This is a genomic window from Paracoccus sp. SSJ, from assembly GCF_030234105.1.
Classification (GTDB): domain Bacteria; phylum Pseudomonadota; class Alphaproteobacteria; order Rhodobacterales; family Rhodobacteraceae; genus Paracoccus; species Paracoccus denitrificans.
The window spans coordinates 116,464-135,123 of sequence record NZ_JASSPE010000001.1 but is presented as its reverse complement, the minus strand read 5'-3'; the positions used below and the strand labels follow the sequence as shown (position 1 = coordinate 135,123).

The 18,660-nt window shown below is 67.1% G+C and carries 21 protein-coding genes; 4 read left to right on the top strand and 17 right to left on the bottom strand.

From position 1 onward, the window contains the following. The first annotated feature begins 31 nt into the window (after positions 1-31). On the top strand, positions 32-373 hold the full coding sequence (locus QPR87_RS00680; RefSeq protein WP_285047670.1) for a zinc ribbon domain-containing protein YjdM: 342 nt from the start codon (positions 32-34) through the stop codon (positions 371-373). A gap of 57 nt (positions 374-430) precedes the next feature. Here QPR87_RS00680 and napH read toward each other — a convergent pair whose 3' ends face one another. The 10 genes from napH to mauF all read right to left on the bottom strand — a co-directional run bounded on the left by napH (position 431) and on the right by mauF (position 8,421). Then, the gene (gene napH / locus QPR87_RS00675; protein WP_285047668.1) at positions 431-1,282 is read right to left on the bottom strand and encodes a quinol dehydrogenase ferredoxin subunit NapH; all 852 of its coding nucleotides are present in this window, start codon (positions 1,280-1,282) and stop codon (positions 431-433) included. Next, complete coding sequence (napG, locus tag QPR87_RS00670; RefSeq protein WP_285047666.1) at positions 1,279-1,941, bottom strand: ferredoxin-type protein NapG; 663 nt, start codon at positions 1,939-1,941, stop codon at positions 1,279-1,281. The genes napH and napG overlap by 4 nt, the downstream gene beginning before the upstream one ends. A 41-nt stretch (positions 1,942-1,982) precedes the next feature. Then, positions 1,983-3,146, bottom strand: coding sequence for a cytochrome-c peroxidase (locus tag QPR87_RS00665; protein ID WP_285047664.1), 1,164 nt, complete (start codon positions 3,144-3,146; stop codon positions 1,983-1,985). After that, positions 3,146-4,009: a methylamine utilization protein MauJ gene (gene mauJ / locus QPR87_RS00660; protein ID WP_285047662.1), complete on the bottom strand. Its 864-nt coding sequence runs from the start codon at positions 4,007-4,009 to the stop codon at positions 3,146-3,148. The genes QPR87_RS00665 and mauJ overlap by 1 nt, the downstream gene beginning before the upstream one ends. A gap of 17 nt (positions 4,010-4,026) precedes the next feature. Then, positions 4,027-4,422: an amicyanin gene (locus tag QPR87_RS00655; RefSeq protein ID WP_011750954.1), complete on the bottom strand. Its 396-nt coding sequence runs from the start codon at positions 4,420-4,422 to the stop codon at positions 4,027-4,029. 54 nt (positions 4,423-4,476) lie between these two features. Next, positions 4,477-5,043, bottom strand: a complete 567-nt coding sequence (gene mauA / locus QPR87_RS00650; RefSeq protein WP_011750953.1) for a methylamine dehydrogenase (amicyanin) small subunit — start codon at positions 5,041-5,043, stop codon at positions 4,477-4,479. Between the two features lie 42 nt (positions 5,044-5,085). Next, a complete protein-coding gene (gene mauD, locus QPR87_RS00645) occupies positions 5,086-5,688 on the bottom strand; it encodes a methylamine dehydrogenase accessory protein MauD (protein WP_011750952.1) in 603 nt (200 codons plus the stop codon). A 1-nt stretch (position 5,689) separates the two neighbouring features. Continuing rightward, positions 5,690-6,250 carry a MauE/DoxX family redox-associated membrane protein gene (locus tag QPR87_RS00640; RefSeq protein ID WP_285047658.1) on the bottom strand — a complete coding sequence of 187 codons (561 nt, stop codon included), beginning with the start codon at positions 6,248-6,250 and terminating at the stop codon, positions 5,690-5,692. 4 nt (positions 6,251-6,254) lie between these two features. Next, the gene (gene mauB, locus QPR87_RS00635; protein WP_011750950.1) at positions 6,255-7,508 is read right to left on the bottom strand and encodes a methylamine dehydrogenase (amicyanin) large subunit; all 1,254 of its coding nucleotides are present in this window, start codon (positions 7,506-7,508) and stop codon (positions 6,255-6,257) included. Between the two features lie 79 nt (positions 7,509-7,587). After that, positions 7,588-8,421 carry a methylamine utilization protein MauF gene (gene mauF / locus QPR87_RS00630; RefSeq protein WP_285047656.1) on the bottom strand — a complete coding sequence of 278 codons (834 nt, stop codon included), beginning with the start codon at positions 8,419-8,421 and terminating at the stop codon, positions 7,588-7,590. Positions 8,422-8,603: 182 nt separating this feature from the next. Between mauF and mauR the strand changes: the two genes are divergently transcribed. The 3 genes from mauR to QPR87_RS00615 all read left to right on the top strand — a co-directional run bounded on the left by mauR (position 8,604) and on the right by QPR87_RS00615 (position 12,609). Further along, positions 8,604-9,455 carry a Mau operon transcriptional activator MauR gene (mauR, locus tag QPR87_RS00625; protein WP_285047655.1) on the top strand — a complete coding sequence of 284 codons (852 nt, stop codon included), beginning with the start codon at positions 8,604-8,606 and terminating at the stop codon, positions 9,453-9,455. Positions 9,456-9,987: 532 nt separating this feature from the next. Then, positions 9,988-11,199, top strand: a complete 1,212-nt coding sequence (locus QPR87_RS00620; RefSeq protein ID WP_285047654.1) for a PQQ-dependent sugar dehydrogenase — start codon at positions 9,988-9,990, stop codon at positions 11,197-11,199. Positions 11,200-11,631: 432 nt separating this feature from the next. Continuing rightward, complete coding sequence (locus QPR87_RS00615; protein WP_285047653.1) at positions 11,632-12,609, top strand: mechanosensitive ion channel family protein; 978 nt, start codon at positions 11,632-11,634, stop codon at positions 12,607-12,609. On the opposite strand, the gene QPR87_RS00610 is transcribed toward QPR87_RS00615, so the two are convergent. From QPR87_RS00610 to napE, 7 genes are all read right to left on the bottom strand, one after another. Then, positions 12,531-13,256: a spermidine synthase gene (locus QPR87_RS00610; protein WP_285047652.1), complete on the bottom strand. Its 726-nt coding sequence runs from the start codon at positions 13,254-13,256 to the stop codon at positions 12,531-12,533. The two genes, QPR87_RS00615 and QPR87_RS00610, sit on opposite strands and share 79 nt — an antisense overlap. 223 nt (positions 13,257-13,479) lie before the next feature. Then, entirely contained in the window at positions 13,480-13,893 is a 414-nt protein-coding gene (rnk, locus tag QPR87_RS00605) for a nucleoside diphosphate kinase regulator (RefSeq protein WP_011750944.1), read from the bottom strand. A 286-nt stretch (positions 13,894-14,179) separates the two neighbouring features. Continuing rightward, positions 14,180-14,893: a cytochrome c3 family protein gene (locus QPR87_RS00600; protein WP_011750943.1), complete on the bottom strand. Its 714-nt coding sequence runs from the start codon at positions 14,891-14,893 to the stop codon at positions 14,180-14,182. A gap of 1 nt (position 14,894) precedes the next feature. Then, on the bottom strand, positions 14,895-15,380 hold the full coding sequence (locus QPR87_RS00595; RefSeq protein ID WP_011750942.1) for a nitrate reductase cytochrome c-type subunit: 486 nt from the start codon (positions 15,378-15,380) through the stop codon (positions 14,895-14,897). Beyond that, entirely contained in the window at positions 15,353-17,848 is a 2,496-nt protein-coding gene (gene napA / locus QPR87_RS00590) for a periplasmic nitrate reductase subunit alpha (RefSeq protein WP_285047650.1), read from the bottom strand. The genes QPR87_RS00595 and napA overlap by 28 nt, the downstream gene beginning before the upstream one ends. Beyond that, positions 17,845-18,183, bottom strand: a complete 339-nt coding sequence (locus QPR87_RS00585) for a chaperone NapD (protein WP_011750940.1) — start codon at positions 18,181-18,183, stop codon at positions 17,845-17,847. The genes napA and QPR87_RS00585 overlap by 4 nt, the downstream gene beginning before the upstream one ends. A 9-nt stretch (positions 18,184-18,192) precedes the next feature. Then, positions 18,193-18,372 carry a periplasmic nitrate reductase, NapE protein gene (gene napE, locus QPR87_RS00580; protein ID WP_011750939.1) on the bottom strand — a complete coding sequence of 60 codons (180 nt, stop codon included), beginning with the start codon at positions 18,370-18,372 and terminating at the stop codon, positions 18,193-18,195. Positions 18,373-18,660 lie beyond the last annotated feature (288 nt).

The following is an 18,660-nucleotide window of genomic DNA, read 5'->3' as shown; positions in this document are numbered from 1 at the left end:
AACCGGCACGCGGGGGGCTAGATTGCGCGCCATGACCGAAAACCTGCCGCCGTGCCCCGAATGTTCGTCGACATACACCTATCAGGTGGATGCCCTTCTGACCTGCCCCGAATGCGGGCATGAATGGTCCCTGCAAGCAGAGGCCGAAGCCGAGGCCGAGATCCGCGACAGCGTCGGGAACGTGCTGAGGGACGGCGACACGGTGACGGTGATCAAGGACCTGAAGGTCAAGGGGTCGTCCTCGGTGGTCAAGGTCGGCACCAAGGTGCGCGGTATCCGGCTCGTGGAGGGTGATCACGATATCGATTGCAAGATCCCGGGCATCGGGCAGATGGGCCTGAAGTCGCAATTCGTGAAGAAGGTCTCGGAATAGCGCCGCGATCATGGCCCGGTCGGCAAGGACCGGGCGCAAGGCCCTTGCCTGCGCGCCTTACGGCCGCAGCCTGCTGGCCATGGCAAAGACCCGGTTCGGGCAGGAATCGATGCAGCCCCCGCAATTGATGCAATCGCCCGACAGGATCAGCGGGCTGCCTTCGCCCTTCAGCGCCGGGACGATGACATGCGGCTCGGGGCAGGTGCTGAAGCAGGCGCCGCAATTGTCGCAGGCATCCCGGTTGCGGGCCGAGATGCGGACCAGCGAGAACCGCCCGACCAGCCCGTAAAAGGCGCCGACCGGGCACAGATGGCTGCACCAGGCCCGGCGCGAGACGAACAGGTCCAGCAGGAACACCAGCAGCACGATGCCCCAACCCAGCCCGGCGCCGAAGATCAGCCCGCGCTGCATCATGCTGACCGGGTTCACATATTCCCAGGCGATGGTGCCGGTCAGCGCCGCCGCCAGCAGCGTGCCAAGCAACAGCCACAGCCGCGTGCGCCGGTCCAGCTTGCGGTCCCGCGTCAGCCCGGTCTTTTCGCGCAGCCAATGCGCGGTGTCGGTGACGATGTTGACCGGGCAGACGAAGCTGCAATAGACCCGCCCGCCGACCAGCAGGTAGAACAGCCCGATCAGCAGCGCGCCGACCAGCGCCGGCGCTGCCACCGGCCAGCCGGCGAAAGCCGATTGCAGCAGGATATAGGGATCCGAGAGGCCGAGCACGCCCAGCATCTCGCTCGACGCGAAATTGCCGCGCATGATCCAGTATCCGGCCAGAGGCCCGGACATGAAGGCCGCCAGCGCCGCGATCTGGCAGCAACGGCGCAAGAGCCACCATTTATGCGCCGAAAGCCAGCCCCGGCGGGCGGCGGCCCGATGCCGGCTGGACAGGGTCAGCCAGCGGATCATGCCTTGCGTCCCGCCCGGTTGCGCCCGGGGCCGCCAAGGCCAAGGTCGCGCGGCAGCACGCGGATCGCCGCATGGCCCAGCACGCATTGCTTTTCGCAGGTGCCGCAGCCGGTGCAGCTTGCGGAATGCACCACCGGGATCATCACACGCCGCCCGTCGATCTCTTGCGGCTCCAGCGAGATGGCATCGCCCCGGATCGGGCAGACCCGGACGCAGATGCTGCAATTCAGCCCCTTGTAGTTCAGGCAGGTCTCGTGCCCGACCAACACGGCGACCCCCATGTCGGCATCGCGGATCGAGGGGATGTCGCGATCCAGCGCCCCGGTCGGGCAGGCCCGCGCGCAAGGCACGTCCTTGCACATGTAGCAGGGCACCTCGCGCGGGGTGAAGAAGGGGGTGCCCAGTTCCGCCTCGTCGTTCCATTCGGCCAGCGACAGCGTGCCGTAGGGACAGGCCTGCACGCATAGCCCGCAATGCACGCAGGCGGCCAGGAAGTCCTGTTCGGGCAGCGCGCCGGGCGGGCGGATGGCGCGGGCGTCGACGGGGCTTGCCGTCCTGACCAGCGCCGCCAGCGAAAAGCCGCCCAGGCAGGCCGCGCCCACGGCGCGGGCGGCATCGGCCATCGCGTCCCGTCTTGTCACCTTGCGTCGGCCGGTCATGCGGGCCTCCATTCCCTGGCGGCCCCGGCGGGGGCCCTTGGTCAGTCCTTTTGCGCCGCGCGGCTTTCCTCCAGCAGCGGCTCATAGCGACGGTCGGTCAGCGTTTCGAGAAAGGCGACCAGAGCATCGACGCGGCCGTCGTCCAGCATCAGCCCCGATTGCAGCTCGGCCAGCGACAGGTTCCGGGCCACCTCGGGCTCGCCCCAGGGCGCGCCGGTTTCGGGGTTGATCTTCGCCTCGGGCCGGCGGCTGGTATATTTGTTGTAGAACAGGATCGCCGTGCGCAGGTCGGTGAAAACGCCGTTATGCATGTAAGGGCCGGTCACGGCGACATTGCGCAGGCTGGGCACCTTGAACCGGCCCGATTGCGCCGGATCCTCGATGCCCGGTCGGGCCAGCAGCCCGTGGTCGACATGGTCCGCGCCCAAGCCGCTGGCCTCGCGCGCCGTCTCGTTCACCGGCAGGCCGATGTTGTGATACTCGAAATTGGTGAAGGTCTCGCGCTCGGCCACGCCCTGCTTGCGCTGCATGTGGCAGAGCCGGCAGTTCCAGGTGATGAAGACGGTATAGCCGAACTCCTCAAGCGGCGTGAACCTCTCCTCGCCACGCATGACGCGGTCGTATTTGGAATCGAAGGGCGAAAACTCCCCGGTCGCCTGATAGGCGGCCAGCGCCTCGGCGGCGGCGTCGAAGGCGCGTTCGGGATCGTCCAGCACGCCCTTGCCGAACAGCGCCTCGAACCCGGCCAGATAGGCCGGATCGTCGCGCAGCCGGGCGGCCACGGCCTCGCGGTCGGGCATGGCCATCTCGACCGGGTTCAGCATGGGCTGGCCGGCCTGTTGCTTCAGGTCGTCGGCCCGGCCGTCCCAGAACTGGCCGCCCTTGTATTTGCCGTTCGCATCGCGGTGGAAGGCGGGGACCAGCGCGGCATAGCCCAGCGTCGGCGTGTTGCGGTCGCCATGCGATTGCCCGTCATCGCCGACCGAGACGGCCAGCCCCGCCTTGCCCTCGCGCGGGTCGGTAAAGGCGCGGGCGGGGTCGTGGCAGGTGGCGCAGGATTGCGTCGCATTGCGCGACAGCGCCGGGTCCACGAAAAGCTGCGCGCCCAGTGCCGCCAGCGCATCATCGGCGGGCCGCGCCTGCTCCGCCGTGCCCGCGGCCGGGATCAGGATCGCCAGCGGTGCAAGGCAGGCCAGCCGCAGCATCACGCGGCCCCCATCGGCTGGGGTGCGGGCGCGCGGGTGCGGATCTGGGCCAGAAGCAGGCGATGTGCGGCCAGATCGGCCAGGTTGGCCAGCCGTGCCAGCCGCTGCTGCGCGGCCAGATCGTCCGAAAGGACAGCCAGCAGCCCGCCCGGCGCGATCAGCCGGTCATGTTCGGGCCGCAGCGCCGCGATCAGCGCGGCGAGGTCAAGCCCCTGCAGGCCGGCCTGATGCTCCATCGCCCCGGCATGGATCAGCATCTCCTGCGTGACCTGGAAATCGCTGGCGACGGGGCGGTCGCGCAGGCCGCACAGCACGGCATAGGCCGCCAGCATCCGGCTGGCCGCGTCGGGCGCGTTGCGTGCGCGCTGGAACAGCTCGGCCAGGGGCAGCAGATCCGGGGCGAGCGGCACCTGCGCGACGAAATCGGGGGACATGGCGCTGGGGCGAAAGGGCGTGCAGCGCCAGCGCGCCTCGTGTGCGGGATCGGCGATGCGCCAGCCGGCGATGGCCATGCCGCGGCCGGTCTCGACCACCTGGCGCAGCAGCCAAGCTTGCAACACCCCGTGCGCCTGGGCCAGCGCCGTTTCGGCCGAGGGGGCGGTGATGCGCAGGATGGCTTCGGCCAGCTTGCCGGCCTCGTTGCCGTAAATCCGCAGGGGCAGGGGGCTGCCGGGTCCGGGCAGGGCGAGTTCCAGCCCCGAGGCGGGGACGGCGATGTCCAGCTCCCACGCCTGGGTGACGGGGTTGCGCAGGAAAAAGCCGACCAGGAATTCGCGCGGGCTGGTATCGGTCCGCGACAGGCGGATCGTCCCGGCTGGCGATTCAGGCTTCAGCGAGCCGCGAATGTCGTAGGGAATCCACATGGCCGGCCTTTCACATGCTACTCGACGACGACCTTGCCGCGCATGAAGGGATGCGGGGTGCAGTGATAGTCATAGGTGCCGGCCTCGGTGAAGGTCAGGGAATAGGCCTGCTCCTTCTTCATCATCGGGCCTTTCAACGCCGCCTCGCCCAGCACGCCGGCGACGAAATGGACATTGTGCGGCATCGCCTCGCGGTTGATCCAGGTGACGGTGTCGCCGACCTTCACATGAAGTTCGGGGGTTTCGTATTTCATCTTGGCGATGTCGACAACGATGGCGCCATCGGCCACCTCGGCGGCGGCAAAGGGGCTTTCCGAGGGGATCGTCGCCTTGTCGGCCAGGGCGCCCGTCGCGCCGAATGCCGCCAGGACGCAGGCCGCCAGGCACGAGCGGATCTTGGTCGCAGAAATCATTTGCTTCTCCATGCGGGATGAAGGCCGGGCGCGGGCATGCGCGCCCGGCCGCCGTCAGCTCGCCTTGCCCACGATGGGCGAGATCGTGCAGTGATAGGTCATGGCATCGTCCTCGGCGCCGAAGCACCAGATGATGTCGTTGGCGAATTCGGGACGATAGACCGGCAGCTCGCCCTCGGTATTCAGGCAGGGGCAGCGGCCCGAGACGTTGTAGCCGCAGCAGTCGCGATAGGCGATCAGATAGCTTTGGCCGTCGGTCGGGTTGTAGCAGCTGGCCACCCAGCTTGCCGTCGCCAGCTTGGTCCCCGGCGGGCAATTGGTCAGCGAGCCGCCCGAGCAGTCGCAGATATTGCCGTCGATCGAGCAGTGCCGCCAATAGTCGCAGGCCTGGATGTCGTTGTCCTGAGGCACCCATTTGGCGCGCGGATCGGTGCCCGCGGGCGCATCGGCGGCGTTCGCGCGGCTGACGCGCCCGCGCCGGTCCACCGGCAGAAGCGGCACCAGCCCGATCCCCAGCATCGCCGTTCCCAGCTTGCCGATCACGCTGCGCCGGCTGGTCTGGCCAGCCACGCGCCGCGACAGCTTTTCGACCATGTCGTCGAATCTGAAATTCCCCAGCATGGAACTCTCCTTCCTGTCTTTCGGGGGTTCACACCGCGGCGGTCAGGCCGCCTGTTTCTTCCGGCTGGCCATGTATTGCTGCAACGAGGCGAAGCCGGTCTTGTCGGCCTCGAGCAGGCTTTCCAGGTGTTCGCGGGTATTGGTCAGGCCCTTGGCACGGATGATGCCCTGGCCGTCCAGCAGCACGCCGTAGGGGATCTTGCCGACCTGGAAGGCCATGCCCGCCTCGGCCGAGACGACATAGCGCATCTCGCCCAGCTCGTGGCTGTCGAGGAAGCGACGGTGCTCCTCGGGGGCGCCGTCCGAGATCATCACCACGTTGATGCCCTCGGCCCGGCCGATGGACTTGATGATCGGGAACAGCTTGTCGCAGACCGGGCAGCTGGGCGCGGTGAACATCAGAAGCGTCTGGCGTCCCTGCGCCTCGGCCCCGCCGATGCGGACCGGGCGGCCGAAGAAATCCGGCAGCTCGAACTCGGGCGCGGCATCGCCGATATCGGGGCCGTGATCGGTGATCATCGCGCCCATGGGCGACGAGCGTTCGTGCAGCAGCCCGACCTGGCGCATCAGCCCCAGCATCACCACGGTCACGCCCAGGAACGCCAGCCACAACAGGATGTTGGAAGCGATCAGGAAGGAAGTCATGTCAGCGTCCTTTCGCAGTCTTGTTTGCCGTCTGCGCGGCGGAAAGCCCGCCAAGCAGCGATGCGCTCAGATAGATCAGCATGGCGGTGGCGCCGGCCAGCAGGCCCGTCGCGCCTTCGACCAGCGCGGCGGGGGCAGTCGTCGGCAGGCCGGCTGCGATGGCAAGGGCCAGCGCGGTCAGCACCAGGTTGCGCAGGACCAGCAGCCAGCTGACCGGCTGCTTCAGCCCGTTGCGGAAGCAGCCGCAATCGATCTGGGTCCGGCCGCGCAGCACGTTGATGGCCAGCGCCGCGGCAAAGACCAGCAGCAGCGCCGCCGCCGCGACCGCCGCGGGAACGGCCAGCGGCGTCACCACCAGGCCCACCGCCACCGCGGCCTCGACCACCGGCAGGACCAGCGCCACGACGCGGCTGGCCAGGTCGGGCAGCAGGCGGAAATTGCGCACCACGCCGTAGAACTCCTCGACATGGCGCAGCTTGGACAGCGCCGCCGCGACGAAAAGCAGCGCCAGAAAGATGCGCAGCGCCCAAAGCACCATGGGTTGGATCAGGAAATCCGCCATGACCCTAGCCCATGTCCGCCGTGGTGATGACCTGCGGGCCGTGGCCCAGCTGGTTCACGCTGCGCAATTCCTCGCCGCTTTCGGCGTCATGGATGTAAAGCGTCTTGTCCCCGGTCGAGAGCGCATAGAGCAGCGGCTTTTCGTCCTGGCTGACATTGATCGAGTCGATCTCGTGGCCCATTTCGAACTTGGCCAGCCGCTCGCCGGTCTTGGCATCCAGCACCACTACGAAGCGGCTGGCGGTCTTGTGGCGCCATTCGTCGCGCTGATCGACCAGCAGATAGATGCGGTCCAGCGCGCGGTGATAGGCGACCTGCTGCCAGCCGCCGGGACGCCAGCCATCGGCGCGCTCTGCCTCGGTCAGCGCCTCGACGGCGGGCAGGAACTTCGCATCCCCCGAGGACAGGTCGATCTGGTGGATCTTGCCGGTATAGGTCGGCCAGACCAGCCGCCCGGCCTTTTGCGAATAGGCGGGGTGGTTGATGAGGAACTCGTCCTCGGGGTGGAAGACCTCGGTATGGGTGATCTCGGGCGTGCCCTCGGTGCCGAATGCCACCTTGGCGAGGCTGCCGTCGCGGCAATGCATGAAGAAGGTGTCGGGCGCGGTCGGGAAGATGTGATAGCAATCCGGCACGTCCAGCATGCGCTTGAACGCCTTGCCCTCCAGATCGACCACGCCGACGGCCGGAGCGGGCGAGAACTGATAGAACAGCAGCGTCTTGCCGTCCGGCGTCAGCGAGGTCATCCAGGGATAGGTGCCGACCAGGAAGCGCGGCGCATCCGGCAGCTCGATATCCGCCGTGGGCAGCAGCGTCACGGGGTCGAAGACCTCGACGTAATCCGTGCGCTCGCCCCGCGCGATGCGGGAAAACACCGTGCTGGCATGGGCGATGAACGAGCCGTCGTCGGCCACCACCGGATTGGGCAGGAAGCCGCCGTCGATCATGCCGATCACCCGGCCCGCCTCGCCGTCGATGACGAATTGCTGGGTGACCGCGGCGAAATGCGCCGGGTCGTTGACATAGACGCGGCGCGCGTCGGGCGCGGGCGCCTCAAGGATGCGCGGCTCGTCGTCCTGGCCGGCGGCAAGGTCGGCCGCGGCGGCGCGGGCAGCGGCCTGGCCTTGGGTTTCCTGGGCTTGGGTCTCGGCCTCGGGCGCGTCCTGGGCGCTGGCCGCCAGCGCAAGCGCCGAGCAGCCCAGCCCAAGCCCGATCAGCGAAGCCCGGAACAGCGGCATGAAATTGGGTGGAAGGGCCATCGTCTCCTCCTGTGATGGCAGCAGGACACCCGCGACACGCGGGCATCGCCGTATGAATGGGATCGAGAGTCGGGGTGGTTCAGATCAGCGCCAGCACCGTGAAGCCCGCGCCAAGCGCGGTCAGGATGGCGCCGTCGGCCAGCGCGGCGTTTTCCTGGTGCCGGGCCAGCCATGCCTGCACCCGGTAATCGGGGATCGGCAGCGCGTTGACCGCGACCGGCAGGAACCGGCCCAGGTTGAACAGCGCGACAATGGCGATGGCATGGGCGATATTGCCGGTAAAGACCGCCGCCAGCGTCATCATGTAAAGCAGCGGCGTCTGCACATAGGTCAGGTAATCGAGCCCCAGCGACAGCCCGTAAAGCCCGCCGATGACCCATTTCGGGAAACGCTGGCGCGCGTCATGCGGCACCTGCGCCCGGCGCTGCGGATAGGGCACGCGCAGGAAGTCAAGCTGATGCGCACCGTAAGCCAGGCCGACCAGCCCCAGCACCAGCAGGGCCGTGCTGCCGAAACCGGAAAAGCCGGCGATCAGCCCGATGCCGCCCAGCAGGCCGCCCAGCATCAGCGCGCCCAGGCCGTAGCCCGCACCGTGCATGGCGAATGTCGGCAGCCAACCCGCCACCGCGCGCAGCCCCCGCCCATCCGGCCGCAGAAGCGAGATCGACGAATAGCCGCAGGGCGACCAGGTGGACAACAGCCCGCCCGCCACCGCCGCCGCGCCGATCACCGCCCAGAGCGGCTGCGGACCGGCCGCCGATGCCAGCGCCACCCCGCCCGCCGCCCCGGCAAGGGCCGCAGCCAGCAACACCGCGATCCGCGTCGCGGCCGAAGGGGACTGTGGAAAAAGCTCGCAATCGGGCACCGACGCCTGGCCCGCAGACAGGCCGTGCAAATCTTCGACAGAAACCATGTCACGCCTCCTCTCGCTCAATGGTCCTTGTTCGGATCTGCCCGGAAGCAATTGAAACTACGACGAAAGTCTGAGGTTTCAAATACCCGCGCAAATCCCTGGCAGATTGAAGTGGACGGATCGTTCTGGTAACCCCCAGGATCTGCAGCCGGTGCCTGCATACGTGCAGCGGAGACGAAAGTATGAACTGGGACGACCTTCGCGTGGTGGCCGCCATCAACCGATGCGGATCGTTCAACCGGGCTGCGAAAATGCTGAATGTCGAGGAAACCACCATCGCGCGCCGCCTGGCCCGGCTGGAAGGCAGCCTGGGTCGCGTGCTGTTTCAGGCGGTCGACGGACAGCGCAGACCGACCGAACAATGCCGGGCCCTGCTCCAGCCCCTGGTGCTGATGGAGCAGGCAGCCGAGGCGATCACCCTGCAGCTGGAGCGCCAGGAGCGCCCGCTGCGCAATTTCCGGCTGACCACGATCGACGCCATCGCGCAGCACTATCTTGCCCCGACGCTGGCGGATCTGCTGATCGCCGAGCCGGAGCTGTCGCTGCAACTGGAAACCTCGGACGACAATGTGGACATGGCGCGCTGGCATGCCGATATCGCGATCCGGCTCGGCCGTCCCCGGCGCGGCAACTTCACCATGCGCCGCGTCGGCGAAATGCGCTTCAACCTGGTTTTGCCGCGCGGCGCCGCGCCCGAGGACCTGGTGCTGGCCGCCTATCCGGACCCGTTGATGGAAGTGCCGGAAATGCAGGATTTCCAGCAATATTTTCCCGGACGGCAGGCAAGGCTGCGCAGCGCGAACCTTCAGGTGATCCGCGTGCTGGTCGACAGCGGCCGTGCTGCGGCGGTGCTGCCGGATTTCCTGAGCGTTGATCTAGTCGGCGACGAGCGCTTCCAGGTCCACCGCCTGCCGGCCCGGCGCGAGATATGGCTGCTGGCGCAGCCGCACCTGCGCGACGATCCGCTTGCGCGGCGTGTGACCAATTGGTGTGCCGATCTGTTCGCAGAGACCTTGGCCGGCGACGCGGTGTAGGCGTTTGCGACCCGATCAGAAATGCCCATTATTTCCAATTCCACCGATTTTCAGGGATTTTTCTGGATGGAATGAGCGTCATGCAGGCGTGAAAATAAGGGATGACATTCCGTAACCGCTGCAGTTTGGGTGGATATACTTCTCGTCCTTCATCTCCACGCGATACTTGCCCATTCGCAGGTTATGTCCGTTCGCAGATGGCCGACGGCGTGCTGCCCCCAAGGTCATGGCGCTGTAAAAAGAATGATTTCCTGCTGCGCTTTACGAAGGCTGCATGCCTATTCGATTCCTCAGACGCAATTGCGGCCAAGCGCTTCGGACAGATAAAGCCTGTCCGAAGCGGGAATAAGGAGCAGGTGTTTTCCGGATTGCATCCCGACTGTCCGAAACAACCCCCGCGAGTTTCATTGGATTGCCAATCCCGTTTGCATTGACGTGGCCGCGCGGCGATGGTTACTGGAAGTGCAGGGCACGGCTTGCGGCCCATGATGCGCCGGACGGGTTTGAGACGGAAAATCCAGATGAGGAACGCATGATTCTGCACCGAGGCCCCTTCGCCATCCTTGCCGCGCTGGTCCTGGCCATGCCGTCGGCCGCGCTGGCCGATTTCAATGCCGATCCGCCCAATGCCATCGACCAGAGCCCCGCCTTTGCCGGCCAGACCCGCGCGCCGGTCATGCCGCAGGCGATGCGTCTGATCCGCACCGTACTGACCGAGGATCTGCGCCATCCCTGGGGCATGGCGCTTCTGCCCGATGGCGGGCTGCTGATCTCCGAACGTCCCGGCCAGTTGCGGCTATATAGCGATGGCCGGCTGTCCCCGCCGATCAAGGGCCTCCCCGAGGTCGATGCCCGCGATCAGGGCGGGTTGCTGGACGTGGCCGTCGCCCCCGACTTTGCCGAGACCCGGCAGGTCTGGTTCAGCTTTTCCGAGCCGCGCGGCAATGGGGAAAACGGCACGGCGGTCGGCACCGGCCGACTGTCGCAGGACGAAACCGCGCTGGAGGAGATGCGGGTGATCTTTCACCAGCAGCCCGGCGTGGAATCGCCGCTGCATTTCGGATCGCGGCTGGTCTTGGGGTCGGACGGCTATCTTTACGTCACCACCGGCGAGCGCGCGATCCCGCCCGAGACGCCGGTGGCGCAGGACCTGACCAACCATCTGGGCAAGGTGTTGCGACTGGACCCGGCGACCGGCGAGGCGGCGCTAGGCAACCCCCTGGCCGGGGGCGATGCACAGCCCGAGATATGGACCTATGGCCACCGCAACATCCAGGCCGCGGCGCTGGACGGGCAGGGCCGGCTCTGGACCGTCGAGCACGGTCCGATGGGCGGGGATGAACTGAACCTGCTGGAGCCGGGGCGCAATTACGGCTGGCCGGTCATCAGCTATGGGCTGAACTACGACGGCACTCGCGCAGGGCAGGGCCAGACCCGGCACGAGGGGATGGAGCAGCCGGTCTATTACTGGGACCCGGTCATCGCCCCCAGCGGCATGGCGTTCTATGAGGGCGCGATGTTTCCCGAGTGGCGTGGCGATGCGCTGATCGGCGGATTGCAGGCCGGGGCCTTGGTGCGGCTGCGGATCGAGGGCGACCGCGTCACCGGCGAGCAGCGGCTTGCCCCCGATATCGGCCGGGTCCGCGATGTCGAGATCGCCCCCGACGGCGCCGTGCTGGTGCTGATCGACGACGACCCCGGCAAACTGATCCGCCTGACGCGGCGTGGGGCGCTGCCGCAATAGCTTTGGGTCGAACGGTTCGATCTTTTGCTGAGAGCCTATTGAAATAAAATAAATAATGACCATCTTTGCGAATGGGCCACGGTCCCCTCGGATCACGACCCCCCTCGGATCTTGCGCAAAGGGTTTCGTCTTGGAAAGCTTCGGCTTGGACAGATTCACGCTGCGCCTTGAACAGGCGCATGGCTTGCCCCGGTCCCGTTGACGCGCCCCGCGCGGACGGCAGGCCGGGGTTAAGATGAATCCAGCCCGTTTTCCCAAGAGGTTCCGTCATGCTGCGCGCCTTCCTGCCGGCGGTTTGCCCGCATTGCGGTGAAGACGTCCCCCGGGCTGCGGCCCGGCGATGTCCGATCTGCCGTTCTCCGTTCCCGCTGCCGTTCTCGACGCCAGAGCCCCGCCGTCTTCCCCGGCGCAAGGGCGCCAAAGGGGGCGACGATGGCGAGAGATGAAATCCCGGCCACGGGCACGCTGTGGCGGCTGGCGGCGATCATCGGCATGGCGCTGGCCGTCGCCACGCTGGCTGAACCGCTGGCACGGCGTTATCCCGACCTGTCCGCCTTGCAGCTTTGGGCAGGGCCGTTGCGCGATGCCGGCTTTTCGGTGGCCTGCTTTGCCGGTGCCCATCTGGCCCATGGCCTTGCCGCCCGCCGGCTTCTGCGGCGCCGAAAGGGCCGGCGGGCGGTGCCCAAGGTCCTGCTGGACCTGCTGCGCTTCGTGCTGTTTGCCGTTGCCGCGCTGGCCAGCCTGTCGCTGTTCTTTCGCCAGGATCTGTCGGGCATCCTCACCGGCTCGGGGCTGGTGCTGGCGGTCCTGGGCTTTGCCATCCGCAATGCGGTCGCCGACGTGTTCTCGGGGCTGGCGATGGGGATCGAGGCGCCGTTTCGCATCGGCGACTGGGTGCGTATCGAGACCCTGGCCGAGGGAAGGGTGCAGGAGATCGGCTGGCGCACCACGCGCCTCGTCACCCGCGACAGCACCTATGTCATCCTGCCCAACAGCCAGATCTCGGCGCGGCGGATCACCAATTTCAGCGCACCGCGGCAGGAATACCGCGACCATGCCGAACTGACCCTGCCCGCCGACCTGCCGGTGGCAGAGGCGGGCCGGCTGATCGCCGAGGCCGCCGGCGCCGCGCGGACGATCTCGGTTGGCAAGCCGCCCGAGGTGCAGGTGACGGATTACGGTCCCGCCGGCATCGCCTATCGGGTGAAATACTGGGTGCCGCAGCATGACCGCGAACTGGCCTGCCGCAACGAGGTGCTGAGCCTGATCGATGCCGCATTGCGCGAGCAGGGCATCCGGCTGACGGCGGAACGGATGCCCTGCGGCGATGGTCAGGACAGCGCCAGCGCGGGCAGGGCGTCCGGCGAGGCCCGCAGGCCGATCCGCCCAGCCTCGGCCGAGGCAAGGTAGATGTGGTGGAAGGCATCGACCCGCCCGCCGATCAACTGGATGTCGTCGCGCCGCCAATGCCAGGGCTGGGCGTCCAGCACGCGCTCGAACGGGTCCGAGGCGGTGGCGGACCAGAAGGCGGCGATGCCGTCGGGCCGCAGCGCCTTGCGCAGCACCGCAAGGCCGCCTTCGCCGTAAAGCCGGCCGTTCGCCTGGCGCACGGTGAAATCCGGGCCGTTGTCGGTATCCATCAGGATCACGTCGAAGGCGGCGCGGTGTTCCAGCAGCACCTCCATCACATCCGCGATCCGCAGGGTGACGCGCGGATCGCGCAGCGGGTGGCCGGCCAGATGGCCGATGCGGTCGCGGTTCCAGCTGGCGATCTGGGGGATCAGCTCGCAGACCGTGACTTGCGCGGCAGGCCCCAGCAATTCCAGCGCGGCGCGCAGGGTAAAGCCCATGCCCAGCCCGCCGATCAGCACGCGGGCGTCGGTGCGGCCATGCAGGCGCAGGCTGCGCTCGGCCAGCACGGTCTCGGACTGGTGGTTGAGGTTCGACATCAGCTCCAGGCCGTTGAAGCGGATCTCGTAAAGGGCGCCGCGCTGGCGCAGCAGGATTTCGTCGCCCGCCGCGGTATCGGCGCGGGCCAGGGTATTCCAGATGGGCATGATCGATCCCCGACATCGGGCAGGCCATGGGCCTCCCGGTGATTGCGTGACGGTTTCGGAAATGGCCTTGGGTTGCCCGGCGTTCAGCGCGCGGACAACCCCGGCACATTGTTGGCCCTGAAACCGATCAGCAGCGGAAAGATCGCCGAAGGATGCGGCAGTCCGATCCGCGGCGCGGGGCCGCATTCCCGGCAGAGCCGATCCTTGCCCATCGCAAGCACCCCTATGCCGCCGGGGTCACCGGATCGGCGCGACCGACCGACAGCACGGTCAGTTCGCGCGTTTCGCCCGCCCGGGTGTCCCAGGTAAAGCGCGCCCCTGCCCTGAGGCCGATCAGCGCCACCCCGATCGGCGTCAGCACCGAGGCGCGGGCGGCGGCGATGTCGGCATCCTCGGGCCAGACCAGCACGACGGTCTGCTCGCGTCCCGTGGTCTCGTCGCGAAAGGTGACGGCACTGCCGATGCCGGCCACATCCGCGGGCATGCGCGCGGGCGGCAGGACGCGGGCGCGGGCCAGTTCGGCCAGCAGCCGGTCGGCAAGCTCGGGATTGCGCGCCATCGCCGCTTCGGCAAGGCGTTCGAGCCGGTCGAGCGTGTCGCTGGCGATGGTGACCGGCGGTCGCGGTGTTCTGGCCATGTCGGCTCCTTCAGTCGTGTCGTGCCCCGCCATGGCCGCATTGCGGCCGGTCGGGCGATGGGTTGGCTGGAGAGGGGAACCCCGGGCGCGAGGTCAGCGCAAGGACGCCTCTGCCCGGGGCAGAGAGCGCGTCAGCAGCATACCGGCGACGAACCGGCTCCTGCAAAGGGGAAGGCGCGTGGTCATGGCCCCAGTCTAGCCGTGGCGGCACGCCGAGTCGAGGGCATGCGCCCGGCCCATCGCTGCGGTGCCGCGCAAGGCGCCGTATTGCCCGCGGGCCGGCGGCCTATCTGGCCTCAATGGTCGCGAGATAGCGGTGGACAGCCTCGTCTCCGCCGCCCAGCCAGGCCTGGCTGTCATCGCGCAGCGTGGGCGGCTCCAGCCAGCCGGGCTCGATCCCGGTCATGTCGGGCAACTGATGCGCGATGCCCTTGTGGCAATCGATGCAGGTCTTTTCGCCGGGGATCAGGTAACGCTCGTGGATCTCGGCCGCGCGGCGGGTCTGCTTGGTGAAGTCCATCGCCACCGCCGCATGGCAGTTGCGGCATTCCAGCGAATCGTTGGCCTTGAGCCGCGCCCATTCATGCTTGGCCAGTTCCAGCCGCTTTTCCAGGAACTTCTCGCGCGTGCTGATGGTGCCGAAGATCTTGCCCCAGACCTCTTTCGAGGCCTGCATCTTGCGCGCGATCTTGTCGGTCCATTGATGCGGGACATGGCAGTCGGGACAGCTGGCCCTGACCCCCGAGCGGTTCGAGAAATGCACCGTCGGCATCAGCTCCTGATAGACGTTGTCGCGCATCTCGTGGCAGCTGGTGCAGAATTTCTCGGTATTGGTGACCTCCAGCGCGGTGTTGAACCCGCCCCAGAAGATCACCCCGCAGATGAAGCCGCCCAGCGTCAGGAAACCGATGCTGAGAAAGCTGCTGGGCCGGCTGATGACGCGCCAGAACCAGGTGAACCGGCCCCAGACCCAGCGGATGCTCGCCTTGATCCAGCCCATGTCACGGGCCCCCGGCGTGGCGATAGCCGTCGCGGAATTCGTTCGGCACCAGCGGCTTCACGTCGGCTTGCTGGACATGGCAGGCAGTGCAGAAATAGCGCCGCGGCGTCACGTCGGTCAGGATCTGCCCGTCGCGGTCCTGGAAATGCGTGACGCTGATCATCGGCGCGCCCGAGCCCTCGGTGAACTGCGGCTTGTGGCAATCCATGCAGCGGTTGGTGTTCACGGTCAGCTGGTAGCCGTCGATGGAATGCGGGATCACCGGCGGCTGTTCGGGATAGTTGCGCATCCGGCGCACGTCGTCGGTGATCGGCCGCCCGAGCGGCGGGATCTGCCCCTCGGACATGGGTTCGGTCCAGCCGGTCAGAGGCGGCACGATCTGCACCGCCGGCTCGGCTTGCGGCAGGGCGGCGCCGACAAGGGCGAACAGCACCAGCCCGGCCATGGCGGCGGGCCGGATCAGACGGAAAGGATCTTGACCGCGCATTTCTTGAAATCCGTCTGTTTGGAAATGGGATCCGTGGCGTCCAGCGTCACCTTGTTGATCAGTTGGCTGGCATCGAACCACGGCACGAAGATCACGCCGCGCGGCATCCGGTTCCTGCCGCGCGTGTCGATGCGCGAGCGGATCTCGCCCCGGCGCGAGACGATGCGCACCTCGGCCCCCTGGTTGAAACCCATGTCGCGGGCGTCCTCGGGGTTCATGAAGCAGCGGGCGCCGGGGAAGGCCCGGTAAAGCTCGGGCACGCGCATGGTCATCGAGCCGGAGTGCCAATGCTCCAGCACCCGGCCCGTCACCAGCCAGATGTTGTATTCCTCGTCCGGCGGTTCGGCCGGCGGCTCATAGGGCACGGCGATGATGCGCGCCTTGCCGTCGGGGTTGCCATAGAACTGCACGCCGGCGCCCGGCTCGACATAGGGGTCCAGCCCCTCGCGATAGCGCCAGAGCGTTTCCTTGCCGTCCACCACGGGCCAGCGCAAGCCGCGGACCTCGTGATAGGTGTCATAGGGGGCAAGGTCGTGGCCGTGGCCGCGCCCGAAGGCGGCATATTCCTCGAACAGGCCCTTCTGGACGTAGAAGCCGAAATCGTTCGCCTCCTGGTTGGCGTAGTCGGGACTCAGTTCCGAGATGTCGAAGCGGTCCACGCTGCCGTTGCGGAACAGCACGTCGAACAGGCTCTGGCCGCGATAGTTGGGATTGGCGGCCAGGATCTCTTCGGGCCAGACCTCGTCGGTGGTGAAGTGCTTGGAGAACTCCATCATCTGCCACAGGTCCGAGCGCGCCTCGCCCGGCGCATCGACCAGCTGGTGCCAGACATGGGTGCGCCGCTCGGCATTGCCATAGGCGCCTTCCTTCTCGACCCACATGGCGGCGGGCAGGATCAGGTCGGCAGCCATGGCGGTGACCGTGGGATAGGCGTCCGAGACGACGATGAAGTTTTCCGGGTTGCGATAGCCCGGCCATGCCTCGCCGCTGTTGTTGGGCGAGGCTTGCAGGTTGTTGTTCACCTGGATCCAGTAGAAGTTCAGCGTGCCGTCATGCAGCGCCCGGTCCTGCGCCACCGCATGCAGCCCCGGCTTTTCCGGAATCACGCCATGGGGGATGCGCCAGATCTCCTCGGCATGCTTGCGATGCTCGGGATTGGTCACGGTCATGTCGGCCGGCAGGCGATGGGCGAAGGTGCCCACCTCGCGCGCCGTGCCGCAGGCCGAGGGCTGGCCGGTCAGCGAGAACGGGCTGTTGCCCGGCTCGGAGATCTTTCCGGTCAGCAGGTGGATGTTATAGACCATCTGGTTGGCCCAGACGCCGCGCGCATGCTGGTTGAAGCCCATGGTCCACAAGGACATGACCTTGCGGTCGGGATCGGCGTAAAGCTCGGCCAACTGCTCCAGGAAGCCCGGCTCGACCCCGCTGAGTTCCGAGACCTTCTCCAGTGTGTATTCGCTGACCAGTTCGGCGAATTCCTCGAATGTCGAGGGCGTGGTCGCCGCCGGATCCTCGGCCGTGCGCGCCGCCACCTCGCGCGGGTCGTCGTCGCGCAGCCCGTAGCCGATGCCGGTCGCGCCCGCGACGAAGGTGGTATGGCGATCCACGAAATCGCGGTTCACCCGGTCGGTCTGGATGATGTGGTTGGCTATATAGTTCAGGATCGCCAGGTCGGTGCCGGGCTTGAAGACGATGGGAATATCGGCCAGGTCCGAGCTGCGATGGGTAAAGGTGGACAGCACCGCCACCTTGACATGGGGGTGGCCCAGCCGCCGGTCGGCGACCCGCGTCCACAGGATCGGATGCATCTCGGCCATGTTCGAGCCCCAGAGCACGAAGGCGTCCGCGGCCTCGAAATCGTCGTAGCAGCCCATCGGCTCGTCCATGCCGAAGGTCCGCATGAAGGCATAGGCGGCCGAGGCCATGCAATGGCGCGCGTTGGGGTCCAGGTTGTTCGACCGGAACCCCGCCCGCATCAGCTTGGTCGCCGCATAGCCCTCGAAGATGGTCCACTGGCCCGAGCCGAACATGCCGACGGCGGTGGGCCCCTTGTCCTTCAGCACCCGCTTGGCCTGCGCGGCCATGGTATCGAAGGCTTCCTCCCAGCTGACCGGGGTGAACTCGCCGTCCTTGGCATAGACCCCGTCCTTCTTGCGCAGCAGGGGCTGGGTCAGGCGGTCCTGGCCATACATGATCTTGGACAGGAAATAGCCCTTGACGCAGTTCAGGCCCCGGTTCACCTCAGCCAGCAGGTCGCCATGGGTGGCGACGACCCGGCCCTCCTTGACGCCCACCATGACGCCGCAGCCGGTGCCGCAAAAGCGGCAGGGCGCCTTGGACCAGGTGATCTGCAGGGATTCGACGCCGCCGGGGACCGGCTGGGCATCTGCGGAAAGCGGGATATTGGCGGCCATCGCAGCGATTCCCGCCGCCTGCGCCTTGAGCAGATCGCGCCGCGAGATGGTCATGCCAGCGCCTCCTTCTCATCGGCGGGAAGGATCTGTTCAAAGACCAGGTTGGCCGAGAACACGCCCTCCATGACCGAGATCTCGGCCATGCGGCCGCCGATCTCGCCCACCGAGGCGCCCTCCAGCACCAGGACGATCTTGGCGCCCTGGACGGCATGGACCTCGGTCCCGGGCAGGGTGGCGAAATGGCGGGCCAGCTCGGCCGCTCGATCCGGCCGGGCCGTGACGATGGCGCTGGAGATGTGGAGGAATCGCGATTCCGCGCCGCTGTCCTGTTTCAGCTTTCCGGTCAGAATGTCGCGTCGCTGGATGGGGGTCCTGTCTGGCTCGCGCATGGCCGCTCTCTAATGCATGGGTCCGGGGGGTCCGAAGATGATCTGAGACATCCAGACGATGAATCCGTAGCCGCCGACGATCGCGACCGACAGGATCGGCCAGATCACCACCGCAAGGATCAGGAAGGCGATGATTTCATCCCGCTTCTGGTGCTTGGGACGATCGGTTTCTTTTGCGGAATCGATCATTTCTGGGCAACCCGTGCGTCAAAACGCCTCAGTTCAATCTTCCACAGAACTGTGAAGAATCAAAGAAGGTTCCCACGAAAATTTGTCCGGCGCGACATCTCGCCGGCCGGGTGGGTTTTGCCCAGTCAAAAACGGGGGCCATACCGCCCCTGAAAATTCATGCCTTTTCAGCAAGATGGGCGGGACGCGCAGCGGCGCCCGGCAACTTGCCCTAAAGGCTGTAAAGCGCCCCGGCCAAGGCCAGGCCGATGACCAGCAGCGGCGCGACAAGCCCGGCGGCACCCGGTG